This is a genomic window from Arthrobacter sp. Bi26, assembly GCF_918697925.1.
Lineage (GTDB): Bacteria > Actinomycetota > Actinomycetes > Actinomycetales > Micrococcaceae > Arthrobacter.
Map to the genome: position 1 here is coordinate 1 of NZ_CAKKMF010000091.1, position 18421 is coordinate 18421.

The following is an 18421-nucleotide window of genomic DNA, read 5'->3' on the forward strand; positions in this document are numbered from 1 at the left end:
GGGCTGCGCGTCTGGGCGGCGCCTTGGGACTGTGGGGTCCTCGCGCGGCGGGCACAGCTTTGGTGCCCGGGCATTTCACGGCGCGGGCCGTTTCAGGTCAGGGGGCCGGCATTGGGTGACTGCCCCGCCGGGAACCGTCTGATCCCGGCGAAGGGCATCCCTACCGCTTCCTGGGGTCCTTCCGGACGCCCAGGCCCACGAGTGCGCCGACCGCAAGGCCGATCAACATGCCCGTGAACGGTTTGTCGGCGGTGGCGGCTCCGATGGCGAAGCCGAAGGCCGCGCCAAGGAGCAATCCGATCCACAGGGATTCGTACTTCACAGCCTCAGGCTAGCAAGCAACGCCCAGGCCACAAGGGCTCCCGGCCGCGGGCTCCGGAACCACGAATGAGTCCGCCCCGTCAGACGGGGCGGACTCCACTGCGTATTCGGTATTGGTGGATCGGTCTTAGGTCAGGCGGATCTGGCGGTTGACGTCTTTGTACAGCAGGTACCGGAAGTTGCCCGGGCCGCCGGCATAGCAGGCCTGGGGGCAGAAGGCACGCAGCCACATGAAGTCGCCGGCCTCCACCTCAACCCAGTCGTCATTGAGCCGGTAGACGGCTTTGCCCTCCAGGACGAAGAGCCCGTGTTCCATGACGTGGGTTTCCGCGAAGGGGATGGAGGCGCCGGGCTTGAGCGTGACGATGTTGACGTGCATGTCGTGGGCGAGGTCCTCCGGGTCCACGAAGCGGGTGGTGGCCCAGGCGCCGTCGGTGTCGGGCATGGCCCGCGGTTCGACGTCCTGGTCGCGGGTCACGAAGGATTTCGCCGTGAAGCCGTCCAGCGGCTCATAGGCCTTCCGGATCCACTGGAAACTGGCGATCTCCCCGGACTCGTTCGCCACGGACCACTGGGCCCCGGCGGCGAGATAGGCGTAGCCGCCCTCTCCCAGCTTGTGGATTTCCCCCTCGAGGGTCAGGGCCAGGGCGCCCTTGGTCAGGAAGATGACGCCTTCGACGCCGGCCTCGGGCTCAGGCTTTTCCGCTCCGCCGCCCGGTCCCACCTCGACAATCAGCTGCGAGAACGTCGTGGCAAAACCGGCGATGGGCCGGGCAATGATCCAGGAGCGGGTGTTGGTCCAGCCGGGCAGCGTGCTCGTGACGATGTCCCGGAGCACGCCCTTCGGAATGACGGTGTAGGCCTCTTTGACGATGGCCCGGTCCGAGAGGAGCTGGGTCTGCGGCGGAAGCCCGCCCTCGGGGTAGAAATAGTTGCTCATGGGTGCGTTCCTTTAGCTGAGGGGGTGGAGGTGTTGGCCAGCCGGGGATGGGCCAGCGCGGTGAGTTGGGGGAGCCCGACGCCGGCCAGCGCCAGGACTTCTTCGGCACCGACGGCGCCGCATTGGACGCCGCGCAGAACGAAGGCCGCCAAGGCGCGTGCGGTGGCGGGTTCATCCATGACGCCGCCGGCGGTTTGTTCCACGTAATTGCGGAGCCGGGCAGCGGCGGCGGGGAGCCCTTGCCGGTAGAAGGCATAGGTTGCGGCGAACCGGCTGGGCAGCTGGGCCGGGTGGAGGTCCCAGCCCTGGTAGTAACCGCGTTCCAGCGAGCGGCGGACCAGGCGGCCGTGGAGCTGCCAGGCCTGCTCCACGTTCTCGCCCACCGGGATGATGTTGGTGGAGCCGTCGGAGAGCCGGATCCCGGTGCCGGCCACGGCAAGCTGCATGACTTCCTTGGCAAAGTCCGCCACGGGATGCTCCATGGACTGGTATTCGGCGGAGATCTGCAGCGAGGCCGAGTAGTCGTAAGTTCCGTAGTGCAGCCCGCTGATCCGGCCGGGCACCGCGTGCGGCAGGCGCGCCACCGGCGAGGTTCCGTCCGGGCCCAGGATGAGCTGCGGCGTTTCCACCTGCACCTCAAAGCGGAGCCGGCCCGCGGGGAGCGAGTGGACTTCCTCGAGGCGGGACACGGCGAAGGCCATGGCCTCCACCTGCGCCACCGTGGTGACCTTGGGCAGGGTGAGGATGAGCCCGTCCGGCAGTTCGCCAGCCGCGGCCAGCTGCGATACGAAGAGATCCAGGGTCCGCAGGCCCCGGGCGCGGGTGGCGGCCTCGAAGCACTTGAAGCGGATCCCGATGAAGGGCGGCGCGGTCCCGGCGGCGACCGCGGTGGCCACGGCGGATGCTGCGGCCGAAGCGGCGGCGTCCTCGGCGTCGTCGCCCCGGTCCCCGAACCCGTCCTCAAAGTCCAGGCGGAGGTCCTCGATCGGTTCGCGTGAGAGCTTGGCCCGGACCCGCGGCGCGACGGCGGCGGCCAGCTCGGGGTCCTGGCCCTGCAGCGCGCACAGGTTTTCGACTCCGCCGCGGGCGTCCACCGCAGCGAGGGCCTGGGCGCCCCAGTCCGCGGTGAACCCCGGGCTGAAGCGGTCGGCCGGGACGTAGACGGTGTGCACCGGCTGGCGGGAGCCGTCATCGCCAGGGTAGCTGCGCTCCAGCAGCCGGTCGGTGTCGGCGAGCTGCGCATCGATCCGGGCGAGATCGGCCCCCGAGAGGGCCGGCGTCACCGGACCCTGGCTTCGGGGCTGGCTCCGTAGATGACTGCGCGGCTGCGGCCTGGCGCTGGCGGAGGTGGCTGCCATGGCTCAGCCCACCAGCTCGTACGCCGGCGTGGTGAGGAAGTCCGTGTAGTCCTCGGACAGGCAGATGTCGCCAATGAGCTTGCTGGCGGGCAGGTAGTGCTTCGCGAAGGCGTCCTCGCCCACCTCGCCGCGGAGCTTCTCGGTTTCCTCGGCCAGGATCCCGGACACCAGCTCGCGGGTGACGGTCCGGCCTGTGTCGGCCAGCACCGAGTGGTTGCGGATCTGCTGCCAAACCTGGGACCGCGAGATTTCCGCCGTCGCGGCGTCCTCCATCAGGTTGTGGATGGCCACCGCGCCGTTGCCCGAAATCCACACCGCTGTGTAGGCGACGGCGACGTAGAGGTTCAGGCGCATGCCTGCCTCGGTGACCGTGCCATGGGCGGAGGCGACGTCCAGGAGCTGGTCCGCGGTGACCGAGACTTCCGGGCGCTGCCTGTCCAGCTGGTTCGGCCGCTCGCCCAGAACGGCGTCGAAGACGTCCCGGCAGACCGGCACCAGGTCCGGGTGGGCCACCCAGGAACCGTCAAAGCCGTCGTTCGCCTCGCGGGTCTTGTCCGCGCGCACTTTCTCGAACGCCTGGGCGGTCACCTCGGGTTCGCGGCGGTTGGGAATGACGGCCGCCATGCCGCCCATGGCGAAGGCGCCGCGGTGGTGGCAGGTCTTGACCAGCAGTTCGGTGTAGGCACGCATGAACGGCGCGGTCATGGCCACGGTGGCGCGGTCCGGCAGCACAAAGCGCGAGCCGGCGTCGCGGAAGTACTTGATGATGCTGAACAGGTAATCCCAGCGGCCCGCGTTCAGGCCGGAGGCGTGGTCGCGGAGTTCGTAGAGGATCTCGTCCATTTCGAAGGCTGCAGGGATGGTCTCGATCAGGACGGTGGCGCGGATGGTGCCTTGCGGAATGCCGAGGTAGTCCTGGGCAAAGACGAAGATCTCGTTCCACAACCGGGCCTCGAGGTGGCTCTCCATCTTGGGCAGGTAATAGTACGGGCCATGGCCGTTCGCCAGCAGCTGCCTGGCGGTGTGGAAGAAATGCAGGCCGAAGTCCACCAGGGCGCCCACGGTGTGTTCGCCGTCGATCAGCAGATGGCGCTCGCCCATGTGCCAGCCGCGCGGGCGGGCGACAACGACGGCCAGCGGGGCATCGGTCCGGAGCGTATATTCCTTCCCCTCGGGGGAGGTGTAGGCCAGGGTGCCCGCCGCGGCGTCGCGGAGGTTGAGGATCGATTCGATCACGTTGGACCAGGTGGGGGTGCTGGCGTCCTCGAGGTCCGCGAGCCAGACCTTGGCCCCGGAGTTCAGGGCATTGATCGCCATCTTGGCCGGTGCGGCCGGGCCCGTCATTTCCACCCGGCGGTCCTGCAGGGCTGCGGGGGCTGGGGCCACCGTCCAGTCGCCCTCACGGATATCGCGGGTTTCCGGCAGGAAATCGAGCCGGCCGGTGCGGGCCACCTCGTCGCGTTTGACCGCGCGGGCCTTGAGCAGATCCCCGCGGGTGGCGGCGAATCGCTGGTGCAGTTGCTCAATGAAGGCCAGCGCCTCGGGAGTGAGGATCTCTTCCGCACGGTCAACGGGGCGGCGGGCTGAAATGGTGAGGGCCATTGTGGTCCTTCCTGGTCGGTGAATCAGGCGGCGAATCAGGCGTGGGTCGGCGCGGCGGCCGGGGCCGTCGCGTGGGCGGCCGCGGCAACTGCGGCGGCGACGTCGGCGGCAACGTGGGGGTCGAAGACGCTGGGAATGATGTAGCTGGCATTGAGCTCATCGTCGGCCACCCGGTTGGCGATCGCCGCGGCGGCGGCCACGAGCATCTCGGAGGTGATGTCTGCGGCCCCAGCGTCCAGGAGCCCGCGGAAGAACCCTGGGAAGGCCAGGACGTTGTTGATCTGGTTGGGGAAATCGCTGCGGCCGGTCGCCACCACAGCGGCGTGCCGTGATGCGACCACCGGGTCGATTTCCGGCGTGGGGTTGGCCATGGCGAACACAATAGCGTCCTTGGCCATGGATGCCACCTGTTCTTCGCCGATCACATGCGGTGCGCTGACGCCGATGAAGACGTCGGCTCCCTTGAGCGCTTCGTGCAGCGTGCCGGAGAACCCTTGTTCATTGGTGTTCTCGGCAATCCAGGTGCGGTGCTCGTCGTTGTACTGTTCGCCGAAGTGGATCGCTCCCGAGCGGCCGGCGGCGATGATGTTGCGTGCCCCCTGCGCCTTGAGCAGCGCAATGATGGCGGAGCCGGCCGCGCCGACGCCCGAAACGACAATCCGGACCTCGGCGAGTTTCTTGTCCACGACGCGCAGGGCGTTGGTCAGGGCTGCCAGCGTGACGATTGCGGTTCCGTGCTGGTCGTCATGGAAGACCGGGATGTCCAGTTCCTCGCGGAGCCGGGTTTCGATCTCGAAGCAGCGCGGCGCGGCGATGTCCTCAAGGTTGACGCCGCCGTAGACCGGGGCGAGTGCCTTGACGATCCGGATGATTTCCTCCGTGTCCTGGGTGTCCAGGCAGACCGGCCAGGCGTCGACGTTGGCGAACTGCTTGAAGAGTGCGGCCTTGCCTTCCATGACCGGCAGCGCGGCGGCCGGGCCGATGTTGCCGAGGCCCAGGACGGCGGAGCCGTCGGTCACGACGGCGATGGTGTTGCGTTTGATGGTCAGGTTCCGGGCGGCCTCGGGGTTTTCGGCGATCGCCAGGCAGACACGGGCGACGCCGGGGGTGTAGGCACGGGAGAGGTCGTCGCGGTTGCGCAGGGCGACCTTCGGGACAACCTCCAGCTTGCCGCCGAGGTGCATCAGGAAGGTGCGGTCCGAGACGTTCCGGACCGTGACGCCGTCGAGCGCGTTGAGCGCGTCCTTGACGCGTGCGGCGTGGGCGTCGTCCGTGGTGTTGCAGGTGACGTCGACTACCAGGGTCTCGTGGTGGGACTCGGTGACGTCCAGGGCTGTGATCGCGGCGCCGGCGGCTCCGACGGCGGCGGCCAGTTCGCTGGTGGCCGTGACGCTGGACGGAGCCTCCACGCGCAGGGTGATCGAATTTCCGGGGCTGGGATTCGCCATTGAATTTCCTCCTAGTCGGCCCGTTGACGGGCTCTCGCTGAACTCAATTATTTCGTATTATGGATATTATTATCTACTTTGTGGAAATACAAGCCCCGTAGCCCGTCGACGGCGGGCTGGCGGTATTGTATCTTGGGTCCACTAAGCACTTTTTTCACGATGTGGATAAAATTTGTCGTAAGCAACCCCTCAGGAGAGCAAAGTTATGGCGGAAAAAGCCCCCGGAGGCGTGCAGTCCGTTGAACGCGTTTTCGAACTTCTGGAACTGATCACTGATGCCGGCGGCGACGTCACCCTCAGCGAACTCTCGTCCTCCACCGATCTGCCGCTTCCCACCATCCACCGGCTGCTGCGCACCCTCGTCACGCTGGGCTATATCCGGCAGCTGCCGAACCGCCGCTATGCCCTGGGCCCGCGCCTGATCCGGCTGGGCGAGGCGGCGAACAAGCAATTGGGGGCGCTCGCGCGGCCGCAGCTCCAGTCCCTCGTGGAACGGCTCGGCGAGACCGCCAACATGGCCGTGCTGGACTCTGACATGGTGATGTACGTGGCCCAGGTCCCGTCCCTGCACTCCATGAGGATGATCACCGAAGTGGGCCGCCGCGGCTACATGCATGCCACCGGCATGGGCAAGGCGATCCTGGCCCAGCTGGACGATGAGACGGTGCGTGGCATCGTCACCCGAAAGGGCATGCCCACCCCCACTCCGAAGAGCATCGGCGACGTCGAGTCCCTGTTCGCCGACTTGAAGCTGATCCGCAGCCGCGGCTATTCCATCGATGAGGAAGAGCAGGAGATCGGCGTCCGCTGCTTCGCGATTGCCATCCCCAATGCGCCGACCCCCGCGGCGATTTCCGTCTCCGGGCCCGTATCCCGGGTGGACGAGTCCTTCGCGGACCGGGCGGTGCCGTTGCTGCGCGAGGCCGCCCTGGCGATTTCCCAGGACCTCAACAAGAGCTGACCTCCAGCGGCCGTGGCGCATTCTGCCAGGCCACGTTGCGGCCCCTTTTCCTTCCGGGGGAGGGGCCGCAACGCTCATGCCGGCCGGGGGCGCAGGGACTAGTGCCCGGATGTCGCGGCGGACTCCACCGGGACTTCCTTGCCGTCGGAGTCGATCAGTTTGCCGTTCTCATAGCGGTCGCCCTCGGCCAGGCACTGAAGGTCTTCCTCGCGGATGACCCGGCCGGTTCCGGCCACGAAGACCGACTGGTTCTCCGAGTTGCCCTTCTTCAAGTGGTTGAAGAGCAAGTTCAGCGTGATGGCCATGACGGCCGCGGAGCTGATGCCGGAGTGGAAAATCGTTCCGAACCAGCTGGGGAACTTGTCGTAGAAGGTGGGGGCGGCGATCGGGATCATCCCGAAACCGATGGAGGCGGCGACGATGATCAGGTTCATGTTGTTCCGGTACTCCACCTTGGCCAGGGTGCGGATGCCGCTCGCGGCCACAGTGCCGAAGAGCACGATCCCCGCACCGCCCAGGACGGCCGTGGGAACCGCCGCGACCACGCGGCCGAGCACCGGCAGCAGGCCCAGCAGCACCAGGATGACACCGCCGGCCGCCACCACGTAGCGGCTCTTGATCTTGGTGACGGCGACCAGGCCAACGTTCTGGGCGAACGCGCTCTGCGTGAAAGAGCCGAAGACCGGCGCCACGAGGCTGGAAACCATATCGGCCCGCAAGCCCGCGGCGATCCGCTTCGAATCGACCCGGGTGCCCACGATCTCGCCGACGGCCAGGATGTCGGCCATCGTCTCGGTCAGGATCACCAGGACCACGATCAGCATGGAGATGATGGCGGCAGCCTCGAAAGTGGGCGCGCCGAGGTGGAACGGCGCGGGGAAGGCGACGATCGGGCCGTCGCCGACCTTCGAGAAGTCCGCCATGCCGGTCACGACGGCGACCCCCGTTCCGGCCACCATGGCCAGCAGGATGGACAGGCGGGAAATGGTGGCGTTGCCGACCTTGCTCAACAGGAGCACGAGGGCCAGGGTAATGGCCGCCAGCCCGATGTTGGCCACGCTCCCGTAGTCCTCCGCCTTCTTGTTCCCGCCCATGGCCCAGTTGGCCGCCACGGGCATCAGCGTGAGGCCGATGGTGGTGATGACTGTGCCGGTGACCACCGGCGGGAAGAACCGGACAATCTTGGAGAACACCGGGGCGATCAGCAACCCGATGGCTGCAGAGGCAATGACGGCGCCGAAGACGGCCGGGAGGCCACCTCCACCGGTGACGATGGCGACCATGGTCGCCACGCTGGCGAAGGAGACGCCCTGGACCAGGGGGAGCTGGGAGCCGAAGAACGGCACGCCCAGGGTCTGGAGCAGGGTTGCCAGGCCGCCCATGAAGAGGGCCGCGGCGATCAGGACCCCGACGTCGGCGGGCGCCAGGCCGGCGGCCTGGCCGACGATCAGGGGGACGGCGATGATGCCGCCGTACATGGTCAGGACGTGCTGGAAGCCGTAGGCGAAGCTGCTTCCGGCGGAGAGCCGTTGGTCTTCGGGGCGGGGAGTGCCGCCGGAGCCTCCGGTGCCGCCGGTGCGTGGCAGCCGGGCGGTCAGTTTCTTGCGTGCGTTCATGGCAGACCTTCTTGGTTCATGGCGGACGTCGTCGTCCGGCTAACAATGTCTGGCTAACGTTTACTTGAGTGCCGGCGCCGGAAGCCCGGGCCGGCCTGTTCGGGAGTCCTAGCAGAAGCCGGCGATCCCGGACCAGGCGATCTCGGCCGGTGCAGCGTCTTCACGCTGGACCGTGGCCTCGATCAGGCCGTAGGGGCGGTCGGCGGCAAAGAAGACCTCGTTGGGGTTGTCGAGGCCAAAGGGCGAGAGGTCAACGAGGAAGTGGTGCTTGTTGGGCATGGAGAACTTAATCTCGTCGATCTCGGTGTGCGCTTCAAGGACCTTGGCGCCCATGTCGAAGAGGGTCTGCTGCAGGGCGTGGGAGTACTTTTCGCTGAACCCCTCCAGCAGCAGGCTCTTGACGTCCTCGTAGCTCTTGTTGAAGTCGAACGTGCCGAAATCGGTGCCGGCCTTGAAGCGCCAGCGGGCCGATACGTCCGTGGCGAGGATGCGGTCGGACGTTTCCGGGAGGGTGGTGTACTTGTCCCGCGGGAAGCCGCTGAACCCGGACTGGGTCGACTTCAGCACGGTGAGGTCCTTGAGCCCGGCGATGAGGTGCTCGGTACCGCCGTCGCGGACAAGAACCGCGGTGCGGACTTCCTGGCCGCTGCGGACGAAAGAGTGGTCGTGCCCGGCCCCGTGGGCCTGGATCCGGTCCCATTTGTAGGACTCGGCCGCCCAGCGGCCGCCGGTGACCCAGCCGAAGTTCGAGGTAAAGTGCTTGCCCAGCCGCAGCAGGAAGGCTTCCGGGGAGCCGATGCCGTCCCGGGCGAAGGCGTAGATCGTGTTCTTTTGGGTGTCCGTGGCTACCACATGGCTGTTGTCGCCTTCGAGGTGGGCCGCCGCGAAGTCCCCCCGCAGCTGCGAGGTGACGTTCAGGTCTTCGATTTCATGGCGGTCGGTGTCCCTGGTGATCTTGACGACCCGGACTTCGGCTTTTCCGTACTGGTTGTGGCCGAGGACGATCTTGTTGCTCATGGTCTGATTCCCAACTTCAGGTATGTGGCACCAAAGTCCCACATAGAAATTAAGCGCTTGTTTCCTGCGCGTTTCTCATTCCGTCGGCCCACAAAAAAGAGCCGACATCAGTTGATGCCAGCTCATTACGACCCTGCCTGCTGCTCCCAGGTTACGTGACCTGCGCCACGAATTGGGATTAAGCGTAGCCCGGACCCGGCGTGGTGTACATCACTTTTCGAAAAATCCGTTTGTGACCGCGGTGGCCGCAGCCCTTGACCGCCGACTCCGGAGGCTTCTAGTCTTTTCCACACAACAATAAATTATTTCCAAATTGCGGAACTGCACTGAAGTGATCCATCCCGGTGCGAGGAAGCGGCCACACAATGAACGAGGAGGAGTCCATGGACTCGCAGGAGAAGGACAGTGCCATTGAATTTCCGGCGCCCGGGCAGGAGCTGTACCTGCCGTTCGGCGCGACGGACTTCGGTGCTACGGACCCGGACTTCTACATTCCGGCCGACTGCGAGCGGAGGGACCGCGGCTTTTCCCGATGGCTCCGCGCGCTGCCGCTCTTTGGCCGGTAGGCGTTACTTGGGGCGGTAGGGCGTTGGCGTGAAGACCCGGAAATAGAGATTTCACATAAAGAAACCGGGCTTCCATCAACTAGGGCGCGCCGCGCGGACGTCCCGGTGCTACTGTCGATCTTGCCAACGGCGGGCAGCCCGATCCCGGGAAGCTATCTACCAGGCGCAACCTTCAAGGCACATGCTGAAGACTGGTCACCGTCGCGTCCGGCCCTTGCGTTCCCGTCGCGGTGTACCGGCTTCCGCAGGTTAGGGAGTGGCAGCATGACTACAGCCGATACGGCCCGGAAGTTCCTGGCGAGATCCATCGAGTTGGCCACGGCCAACGTCCTGAACGGCGGCGGCCCGTTCGGCGCTGTGGTGGTCACTGCGGACGGGCAAGCGTTCGAAGGCGTCAACCGCGTCACCGCCACCAACGATCCCACGGCGCACGCCGAGGTCACGGCCATCCGGCGGGCCTGCAGCGACCTGGGCAACTTCGATCTCAGCGGAGCCACGCTCTACTGCAGCTGCGAGCCGTGCCCCATGTGCCTGGCGTCCGCGCTGTGGGCGCGGGTGTCACGCGTGGTGTTCGCCGCGGACCGGCACGATGCCGCGTCCGCGGGGTTCGATGACGCCGTCTTCTACGAATACTTCGAAAACGATCAGCGCGACGCGCTCATGCCGGTGGGCAGGCTGGAACTGACAGACCCGCAAGCTCCCGCGGCCCTGGATCCCTTCAACGCCTGGAACTCGTTCGAGTCCAGGACCGACTATTAGCGCCGGTGACTGCGGCCATGTTGGATCTGCTCCCGCACTTAGGCACATGGCGGCCTGCCGCGCCCGGGCAGCGCTGCGCGGTGGCCACCGTGGTGGGCGCTGCCGGATCGGTGCCGCGGCCCGTGGGCACGTCCATGTTGGTCTCGGAGACCGGGGAGGTGCTCGGAAGCCTGTCTGGCGGCTGCGTTGAAGGGGCCGTTGTGGAAGCGGCCCTGGAGGCACTGCGCGACGGCCGGTCGCGCCGGGAGTTCTTCGGCTACAGCCCCGAGGACGCGTTCGCCGCCGGACTGACCTGTGGCGGTGGGCTGGAAATCCACGTCGAGCCCCTGGGCGCAGGGCCCGGCCGGCTATGGCTGGACAGCCTGGCCGGCCTGGCCGGGCGGCATCCGGCCGGCGGGGCGGCGCTGATCCGCAGGGTGGACGCCGGCGGAGGCGGCGCCGTCGTGGTTCCTGACCCGGCGGCTTTCCAGGTACTGGAGTCGGCCGAGCTCGCCGCGCTGCTGGGAACGGGAGGTTCCGCCGGTGCCGGGCGCGTACTGCTGGCCGCGGCAGCCCAGCTGGAACCGCTGCTGAGGGGAGGCCGTACCGGACTGGTCCGGATCGCGCCCGCGGGGGACTGCCAGCCGGAACCCGTGAGCCTGCTGGTGGAGAGCCGGCTGCCGGCGGCGCGCCTGCTGATCTTCGGCGCCAATGACTTCGGTGCGGCACTCCTGCCGGCCGCGAAACTCCTTGGCTTCCACGTCACGGTGTGCGATGCTCGCCCGGCGTTCGCGCAGCAGGACAGGTTCAGCGCCGCGGACGAGGTGGCCACTGCCTGGCCGCACCGGTATCTGGCGGACCAGGCGCGGGGTGGCCGCACCGACGCCCGTACGGTGATCTGCGTTCTCACGCACGATCCCAAATTCGATGTCCCGCTCCTGCAGGCCGCCCTCGGCCTGGACGTGGCCTATGTCGGCGCCATGGGGTCCAGGCGCAGCCACCGCGCGCGGATCGATGCCCTGCGGCAGGCCGGTGTGGCCGACGGGGACCTGGCCCGGCTGCACTCACCCATCGGCCTGGACCTCGGGGCCGTCACACCGGAAGAGGTCGCGGTGTCCATCACGGCAGAACTCGTGGCCAGCCGGAGCAAAGCCGCCGGCCTGGCCCAGGGCAGCGTGTCCCTGAAGGATGTCAGCGGCCCCATTCACCATTACGCCCCAAGTCATCACGACAGCAGTCATCACGACAGCGGTCATCACGCCAGCAGCCATCACGACAGCAGCGCCGGCATGCCGGAACCTCAGGAGGCCCAGTGGACATGAACACCATCGAGGCCGTGGTCCGCACCGCGGATCCGGCGCAGTGGCGCGAAGGCGACGCCTGGCTCGCGGGGGGCACCGTGCTTTTCTCCGCCGGGAGCCCCGGCCCCGGACAGGAACCGCTCCGGCGTCTCCTGGACCTCGGCTTCACGGACTGGACACCCCTGGCCGTCTCAGCGGCGGGCATCGAGCTGGCGGCAACCTGCACCATCGCGCAACTGTATGCCTTCCCTGATTCGGACGCTGGCCGGGGACTGGCCGGGGACTGGCCCGGCGTGGAGCTCGTCCGGCCCTGCTGCGAGTCCTTTGTGGCCTCCTTCAAGGTCTGGACCATGTCCACCGTGGGCGGCAACCTGTGCACCTCCCTGCCGGCCGGGCCCATGATCTCGCTCTGCGCGGCGCTCGACGGCACAGCTACCATTTTGGGCCCCGGCGGCGCCCGCCGCACGCTCCCCGTGCTGGAGTTCGTCACGGGCGACGGGACCAACGCCCTCGCTCCCGGCGAGCTCCTGCGCAGCGTGAGCCTGCCGGCGGCGTCCCTGTCCTCCCGGGTGGCCTTCCGCCGGCTGTCGCTGAGCAACCTGGGCAGGTCCGCGGTGCTGCTGATCGGAAGGCTCGACGCCGGCGGCTCCCTGGTCCTGACCGTCACCGCAGCCACCAAACGCCCCGTGCAGCTGCGCCTGACGTCCTCCGCGGCGGCGCTCGCCGACGCCCTCTCCGCCTCATTGGATGCCGCCATCCCCGATGAGCTGTACCACGACGACGTCCACGGCCTGCCCGCCTGGCGCAAGGACATGACGTACCGGCTGGCCCATGAAATCCGGGCCGAGCTCACCGCCCCGGCAGGCCGTGATCCGCTACGCGTATCCGGTGATTTCTGGCCGCCGCGGGGCAGGCCCTTAAGCGCCGGGTCCCGGACGGAAGAGGCCTGAACATGTCAATCGAGATCAACGGCAGCCCGGCGCAGGCCGGACCCCGCCCCGGGCAGTGCCTGCGGACGTTCCTTCGCGAACAGGGGAGCCTCGGCGTGAAAAAGGGCTGCGACGCCGGCGACTGCGGCGCGTGCACCGTGCATGTGGACGGGGTGCCGGTGCACAGCTGCATTTATCCCGCCGTCCGCGCCGAGGGCCACGCCGTCACTACGGTGGAAGGGTTGGCCGCCACCTGCGCCTCCGGCGGATCCGATGACCCCGACGGCACCGCACTCCATCCGATGCAGCAGCAGTTCCTGGACCGGCAGGGCTTCCAGTGCGGTTTTTGCACGGCCGGCATGGTGATGACGGCCGCGACCTTCGATGACGAGCAGAAGGCGGACCTGCCGCGGAACCTGAAGGGCAACCTGTGCCGGTGCACTGGGTACACGGCCATCGAGGACGCCGTCTGCGGGAGGGCGAGCCAGCCGGACACCCCTGGTACGGACACGGCATCGGAGGGGCGCGGCCGGCCGGAGCCGCGCCCCGGACAACTGGGCGACGATGTTCCCGCACCCGCCGGCCTCGCCATCGTCACGGGGCAGGCCCGCTACACCCTGGACGTCCCGGCCGAAGAACTGCCCGGGCTGCTGCACGTGAAGCTGCTGCGCTCCCCGCATGCCCACGCCCGGATCCGCGCCATCGACGCCGCGGCCGCGCTGACGATTCCCGGCGTCGCGGCGGTCTTCACCCACGAAGACTCCCCGGCGCAGCTGTTTTCGACCGCGCAGCACGAGCTCTACACCGACGATCCTGACGACACCCGCGTGTTCGACGACGTGGTGCGGTTCATCGGCCAGCGGGTCGCGGCCGTGGTCGCCGGCACGGTGGCGGCGGCGGAGGCAGGCGTGCGGGCCCTGAAGGTCGACTACGAGGTACTGGACGCCGTCTTCACCCCGGAGAACGCCATGCTCCCCGGGGCCCCCGCCCTCCATGGGGACAAGGACGCAGCCGCGGCCCGCATCAGCCGGCCCGAACGGAACGTCGTGGCCGAGCTGCATTCCGAGCTCGGCGATGTGTCGGCCGGTTTCGCCGCGGCGGACTTCATCCACGAACACACCTACCGGACCCAACGGGTGCAGCACATGGCGCTCGAAACCCATGCCTCCATCGCCTCCTTCGGCAGCGACGGGCGGCTGCTGATCCGCACGTCCAGCCAGGTCCCGTTCCTGGTGCGGCGGACCCTGTGCCGGGTATTCGGTCTGCCGGAAGAGCAGATCCGGGTGGTGGCGGGACGGGTAGGCGGCGGCTTTGGCGGCAAGCAAGAGGTGCTCACCGAGGACGTCGTGGCGCTGGCAGCCCTGAAGCTCAACCGCCCCGTGCAGCTTGAATTCACCCGGACCGAACAGTTCACCGCCGCCACCACCAAGCATCCCTTCACCATCCATCTCAAGGCCGGCGCCAGCCGCGACGGCAGGCTGACGGCACTGAAGCTGGAGGTGCTCACCAACACCGGCGCCTACGGCAACCACGCGACCGGCGTCATGTTCCACGGCTGCGGCGAGTCGCTGGCGGTGTACAGGTGCGCCAACAAGAAAGTGGACGCCCACGCCGTCTACACCAACACCGTGCCGGCGGGTGCCTTCCGCGGCTATGGGCTCAGCCAAATGATCTTCGCGATCGAATCAGGCATCGACGAGCTCGCGACGGGGATCGGCATGGACCCCCTGGAGTTCCGCCGCCTGAACATGGTCCGGGAAGGCGACGACATGCTTTCCACCCGCGACGAGCCCCAAGAGGACGTCCGCTACGGCAGCTACGGCCTGGACCAGTGCATAAAGCTGGTGGAGGACGCCCTGGCCCGTGGACAGGAACGCTACCGCGCGGCCGGCCTCGACAGGCTGGACCCTGACTGGGTCCTCGGGGAGGGGACGGCCCTGTCCATGATCGACACCGTCCCGCCACGCGGCCACTTTGCCCATTCCAGGCTCCGGCTGCTGCCCGACGGGACGTACGCCGCCGACGTCGGGACGGCAGAATTCGGCAACGGCACCACCACCGTCCACACGCAGCTCGCGGCCACCGCGCTGTCCACCACTGCCGCCCGGGTCACTGTGCGGCAGTCCGACACCGACCTCGTGGACCACGATTCCGGTGCGTTCGGATCTGCCGGCACCGTGGTGGCGGGCAAGGCGACGCTGGCCGCCGCAGAGGAGCTCGCCCTCCGCATCCGCGTCTTCGCCGCCGGCAGCCGCCGCGTGCAGCCCTCCGGCTGCGTGCTGGAGCAGGATGCCGTTCTCTGCGAGGGAACGCGGGTGCCGCTCACGGAGATTTACGACGCCGCGGAGCAGGCCGGCGTCGAGCTCGCCGCCGAAGGGCGCTGGGGCGGGACCCCGCGCTCAGTGGCGTTCAACGTCCAGGGCTTTCGGGTGGCAGTGAACACCGGGACAGGGGAGTTGCGGATTCTGCAGAGCGTGCAGGCTGCCGATGCCGGCGTGGTGGTCAATCCGCGCCAGTGCCGCGGCCAGATCGAAGGCGGGATCGCGCAGGCCCTCGGCTCCGCGCTCTACGAGGAGGTCAAAGTGGACGACGCCGGCCGCGTGAGAACGGACGTCCTGCGGCAGTACCACGTCCCCGCCTTCGCCGACGTGCCGCGCAGCGAGGTCTACTTCGCCGACACCAGCGACAAGCTGGGCCCGCTGGGTGCGAAGTCCATGAGCGAGAGCCCGTTCAACCCGGTGGCGCCGGCGCTCGCGAATGCCATCCGGAACGCCACCGGCGTGAGGTTCTCCGAGCTGCCGATCTCCCGGGACAAGATCTACCTGGGCCTGAAAGAAGCAGGGCTGGTCCCTTCCCGGGGAGCGCCCTGAATGGCCGATCCCGCGATCCGGGCCTTCGTCGATCGGCTGGCGTCCGTGCAGACCGGGCCGGACTGCCAGAACTTCTTTGATTCTGCCGCTGCCGGCAATGCCGTGCGCCGCCGGAACCTGGAGCTCTATCTGCAGGAAATGCTGGACCGGCGCCCGAAGGTGCTGCTGCTGGGCGAAGCGCCGGGATTCCGGGGCATGAGGATCACCGGGATTCCCTTCACAAACCGCTCCATGCTCGAAGGCCCTGCCAACGAGTTTGGGCTGTTTGGGCCGGGGAAGGGGTACGTGCTTCCGACCGATGCCGAAGGCATAGCCGCGGAACCGACGGCCACGGTGATGTGGCAGGTCCTGGCGGAGCTGGAGTTCCTGCCCCTGCTGTGGAGTGCCTGCCCGTGGCACACCCACGTGCCCGGGCGGCCGCTGTCCAACCGCACGCCAAGGGCTTCCGAGGCTGCACTTGGAACTCCGTTTTGGCAGGCATTGATCGAGGCGTTTCGCATCGAAACCGTGGTGGCCGTGGGCAATGTGGCGCACCGCAGCCTGCAGAGGAGCGGCCTGGATGTCCCGAAAATCAGGCATCCGGCCCATGGCGGCAGGGCCGGGTTCAAGCGTGGCCTGCAGGAGCTGTTGGCTTAATCGAGGAGGTGCAGCTGGTCGGGTGAGTCGAGGTCCTCGCCGCCTGAGAGGTCGCTGCAGTCCACCAGATCAACCAGGTCCGGGTGGGTCCGCAGGAAGACACGTGCTCCGGCGTCGCCCGCTGCTGTTTCCGCGGCTTCAGCGCGAAGTCCGGCGTCGAGCAGCAGCGGATGTCCCCGCTGCAGCTTCCCCTCCGCATCGCGGTAGGCGGCCGCCGTCGCCCGGCCCGGCCGGTGGGCTGCCAGCAGCCGGGCCACGGTCTCCGGGGTGAGGCCGGGCTGGTCCACCAGCGCGATGAGCACATGGTCCTCGGGGGCCGCCGCGGCAACTCCCGTCCGGAACGAACTGCCCATTCCGGTGTCCCAGCCAGGGTTGTCGATGACCCGGTGCCGGCTGAGGTCGGTAGCGGCGCGGACCGTTGCCGCGTCCGCGCCGAGGACTGTCACAACTTCCCGGCAGCCGCCCGCGAGCAGCACGTCAGCAAGCACTTCGACCAGTGTGCGGCCATGGAAGGGGAGCAGCGCCTTGGGCCCGAGTCCCAGCCGCGTCCCGGCTCCGGCGGCCAGCAGCACCGCCGTTGTTGATCCCGCCGTCGTGAGCGGTTCCGATGAGTCAGCCATGGTCCCAGCCTATGCACCCGGATGGCAGGTGACGGCAGCCCCGGGGCGGAACACTGCCGTCAACTGCCCACTCGACGGCGTCAGGCGTCGCCACCCGCTCCGCCGGTGGTCCCTGCGGTGACATCCAGGAGCTTGTAGCGGTCCATCGCATAGGCGGGCACCCCGCCGTCGACCTCTCCGCGCGAGGCGAGCAGCTGCAGGGTCTTCACCACAATCGAGTGGATGTCGTTCTTGAAGAAGCGGCGTGCCGCGGCGCGGGTGTCGGAGAAGCCGAAGCCGTCGGCGCCGAGCGAGGCGAACTGGTGCGGCAGGAACTGGCGGATCTGGTCCGGCACGGCCTTCATGTAGTCCGTGACTGCCACGATCGGGCCGGTGGCGCCGGCGAGCTGCTCGGTCACGAACGGGACGCGGGCAGGCTGGCCGGGGTTGAGGAAGGCTTCTTCCTCGGCGGCCATGGCGTCGCGGCGCAGTTCGGTCCAGGACGTCACGGACCAGACGTCGGCGGAGACGCCCCAGTCCTCGGCGAGGATCCGCTGGGCTTCGAGGGCCCAGGGAACGGACACGCCGGAGGCCAGGATCTGGCTCTTGGGCCCTTCACAGTCCGACGCCGACACCCGGTAGATGCCTTTCAGCACGCCGTTGACGTCGAGGTTCTCGGGTTCGGCCGGCTGGACGATCGGCTCGTTGTAGACCGTGAGGTAGTACATGAGGTTCCGGTCTTCCGACTCCGGACCGTACATCCGCTCCAGGCCGTCCCGGATGATGTGGCCCATTTCGTAGCCGTACGCGGGGTCGTAGGTGATGACGGCCGGGTTGGTCGCGGCCAGGATGGGGGAGTGGCCGTCGGCGTGCTGCAGGCCTTCGCCGGTCAGGGTGGTGCGGCCGGCGGTGGCGCCGATGATGAACCCGCGGGTCATCTGGTCCGCGGCGGCCCAGAAGGAATCGCCGGTGCGCTGGAACCCGAACATCGAGTAGAACACGTAGACCGGGATGAGCGGTTCGCCGTGAGTGGCGTAGGACGTGCCCGCGGCGGTGAACGCGGCCACCGCCCCGGCCTCATTGATGCCCGGGTGGATCAGCTGGCCCTTGGCCGATTCCTTATAGGCAAGGACCAAATCCCGGTCCACGGACAGGTAGCCCTGGCCGTCCGGGTTGTAGATCTTCGCCGAGGGGAAGAACGCGTCCATGCCGAACGTGCGGGATTCATCTGGCACGATCGGGACGATGCGGTGTCCGAAGTTCTTGTCCCGGAGCAGGTCCTTGAGCAGGCGGACGAAGGCCATGGTGGTGGCGGCCCGTTGCTTCCCGGAACCTCTTTTGGCCACCTCATATGTCGCGGGATCGGGAAGTTCCACGGGCACGTGGTCCGGCCGCCGCTCGGGGACGAAGCCGCCGAGTTCCTTGCGGCGGCCCATCAGGTACTGGATCTCGGGGGAGTCCATGCCGGGGTGGTAGTACGGCGGCCGGTAGAGGTCCGCTTCCAGCTGCTCGTCGGTGA

Annotated in this window: 15 protein-coding genes and 1 pseudogene; 7 read left to right on the forward strand and 9 right to left on the reverse strand. The window is 68.0% G+C overall.

What is annotated here, in order from left to right:
- Positions 1–160: 160 nt before the first annotated feature.
- The 5 genes from LQV16_RS19210 to LQV16_RS19230 form a co-directional block, all read right to left on the reverse strand.
- On the reverse strand, positions 161–322 hold the full coding sequence (locus LQV16_RS19210) for a glycine zipper domain-containing protein (protein ID WP_229995479.1): 162 nt from the start codon (positions 320–322) through the stop codon (positions 161–163).
- Between the two features lie 126 nt (positions 323–448).
- Positions 449–1261, reverse strand: coding sequence for a bifunctional allantoicase/(S)-ureidoglycine aminohydrolase (locus LQV16_RS19215; protein ID WP_229995480.1), 813 nt, complete (start codon positions 1259–1261; stop codon positions 449–451).
- Positions 1258–2544: an aldolase gene (locus LQV16_RS19220; protein WP_229995493.1), complete on the reverse strand. Its 1287-nt coding sequence runs from the start codon at positions 2542–2544 to the stop codon at positions 1258–1260. Before LQV16_RS19220 ends, LQV16_RS19215 begins: the two co-directional genes overlap by 4 nt.
- Positions 2545–2622: 78 nt before the next feature.
- A complete protein-coding gene (gene aceB, locus LQV16_RS19225) occupies positions 2623–4221 on the reverse strand; it encodes a malate synthase A (protein WP_229995481.1) in 1599 nt (532 codons plus the stop codon).
- 35 nt (positions 4222–4256) lie between these two features.
- Positions 4257–5669: an NAD-dependent malic enzyme gene (locus LQV16_RS19230; RefSeq protein WP_229995482.1), complete on the reverse strand. Its 1413-nt coding sequence runs from the start codon at positions 5667–5669 to the stop codon at positions 4257–4259.
- A gap of 205 nt (positions 5670–5874) precedes the next feature.
- On the opposite strand from LQV16_RS19230, the gene LQV16_RS19235 reads away from it, so the two are divergent.
- Positions 5875–6630 (forward strand): IclR family transcriptional regulator, encoded by a 756-nt coding sequence (locus LQV16_RS19235; protein ID WP_229995483.1) that lies wholly within the window; start codon positions 5875–5877, stop codon positions 6628–6630.
- Between the two features lie 98 nt (positions 6631–6728).
- Here LQV16_RS19235 and LQV16_RS19240 read toward each other — a convergent pair whose 3' ends face one another.
- Complete coding sequence (locus LQV16_RS19240; RefSeq protein ID WP_229995484.1) at positions 6729–8246, reverse strand: nucleobase:cation symporter-2 family protein; 1518 nt, start codon at positions 8244–8246, stop codon at positions 6729–6731.
- Between the two features lie 108 nt (positions 8247–8354).
- Positions 8355–9263 (reverse strand): factor-independent urate hydroxylase, encoded by a 909-nt coding sequence (pucL, locus tag LQV16_RS19245; protein ID WP_229995485.1) that lies wholly within the window; start codon positions 9261–9263, stop codon positions 8355–8357.
- A 383-nt stretch (positions 9264–9646) separates the two neighbouring features.
- On the opposite strand from pucL, the gene LQV16_RS19250 reads away from it, so the two are divergent.
- The 6 genes from LQV16_RS19250 (at position 9647) to LQV16_RS19275 (ending at position 16303) form a co-directional block, all read left to right on the forward strand.
- Positions 9647–9829 carry a hypothetical protein gene (locus LQV16_RS19250; RefSeq protein ID WP_229995486.1) on the forward strand — a complete coding sequence of 61 codons (183 nt, stop codon included), beginning with the start codon at positions 9647–9649 and terminating at the stop codon, positions 9827–9829.
- A gap of 264 nt (positions 9830–10093) precedes the next feature.
- Positions 10094–10588, forward strand: coding sequence for a nucleoside deaminase (locus tag LQV16_RS19255; protein WP_229995487.1), 495 nt, complete (start codon positions 10094–10096; stop codon positions 10586–10588).
- A gap of 17 nt (positions 10589–10605) precedes the next feature.
- Positions 10606–11889 (forward strand): XdhC/CoxI family protein, encoded by a 1284-nt coding sequence (locus LQV16_RS19260; protein ID WP_229995488.1) that lies wholly within the window; start codon positions 10606–10608, stop codon positions 11887–11889.
- A complete protein-coding gene (locus tag LQV16_RS19265; RefSeq protein WP_229995489.1) occupies positions 11880–12818 on the forward strand; it encodes an FAD binding domain-containing protein in 939 nt (312 codons plus the stop codon). The genes LQV16_RS19260 and LQV16_RS19265 overlap by 10 nt, the downstream gene beginning before the upstream one ends.
- Before the next feature lie 2 nt (positions 12819–12820).
- Entirely contained in the window at positions 12821–15667 is a 2847-nt protein-coding gene (locus tag LQV16_RS19270) for a molybdopterin cofactor-binding domain-containing protein (RefSeq protein ID WP_229995490.1), read from the forward strand.
- A complete protein-coding gene (locus LQV16_RS19275) occupies positions 15668–16303 on the forward strand; it encodes a uracil-DNA glycosylase (protein ID WP_229995491.1) in 636 nt (211 codons plus the stop codon). It abuts the gene before it with no gap.
- Here LQV16_RS19275 and nboR read toward each other — a convergent pair.
- Positions 16300–16923: a nicotine blue oxidoreductase gene (gene nboR / locus LQV16_RS19280; RefSeq protein ID WP_229995492.1), complete on the reverse strand. Its 624-nt coding sequence runs from the start codon at positions 16921–16923 to the stop codon at positions 16300–16302. The genes LQV16_RS19275 and nboR overlap by 4 nt on opposite strands.
- 80 nt (positions 16924–17003) lie before the next feature.
- A pseudogene (locus tag LQV16_RS19285) lies at positions 17004–18421 on the reverse strand (pyruvate dehydrogenase (acetyl-transferring), homodimeric type); the annotation flags it as partial.

Coding starts and splice junctions, on each gene's coding strand:
- LQV16_RS19270 (WP_229995490.1), top strand. CDS start 12,821: ATGTCAATCGAGATCAACGGCAGCCCGGCGCAGGCCGGACCCCGCCCC.
- aceB (WP_229995481.1), bottom strand. CDS start 4,221: ATGGCCCTCACCATTTCAGCCCGCCGCCCCGTTGACCGTGCGGAAGAG.
- LQV16_RS19240 (WP_229995484.1), bottom strand. CDS start 8,246: ATGAACGCACGCAAGAAACTGACCGCCCGGCTGCCACGCACCGGCGGC.
- pucL (WP_229995485.1), bottom strand. CDS start 9,263: ATGAGCAACAAGATCGTCCTCGGCCACAACCAGTACGGAAAAGCCGAA.
- LQV16_RS19260 (WP_229995488.1), top strand. CDS start 10,606: ATGTTGGATCTGCTCCCGCACTTAGGCACATGGCGGCCTGCCGCGCCC.
- nboR (WP_229995492.1), bottom strand. CDS start 16,923: ATGGCTGACTCATCGGAACCGCTCACGACGGCGGGATCAACAACGGCG.
- LQV16_RS19235 (WP_229995483.1), top strand. CDS start 5,875: ATGGCGGAAAAAGCCCCCGGAGGCGTGCAGTCCGTTGAACGCGTTTTC.
- LQV16_RS19230 (WP_229995482.1), bottom strand. CDS start 5,669: ATGGCGAATCCCAGCCCCGGAAATTCGATCACCCTGCGCGTGGAGGCT.
- LQV16_RS19255 (WP_229995487.1), top strand. CDS start 10,094: ATGACTACAGCCGATACGGCCCGGAAGTTCCTGGCGAGATCCATCGAG.
- LQV16_RS19250 (WP_229995486.1), top strand. CDS start 9,647: ATGGACTCGCAGGAGAAGGACAGTGCCATTGAATTTCCGGCGCCCGGG.
- LQV16_RS19215 (WP_229995480.1), bottom strand. CDS start 1,261: ATGAGCAACTATTTCTACCCCGAGGGCGGGCTTCCGCCGCAGACCCAG.
- LQV16_RS19275 (WP_229995491.1), top strand. CDS start 15,668: ATGGCCGATCCCGCGATCCGGGCCTTCGTCGATCGGCTGGCGTCCGTG.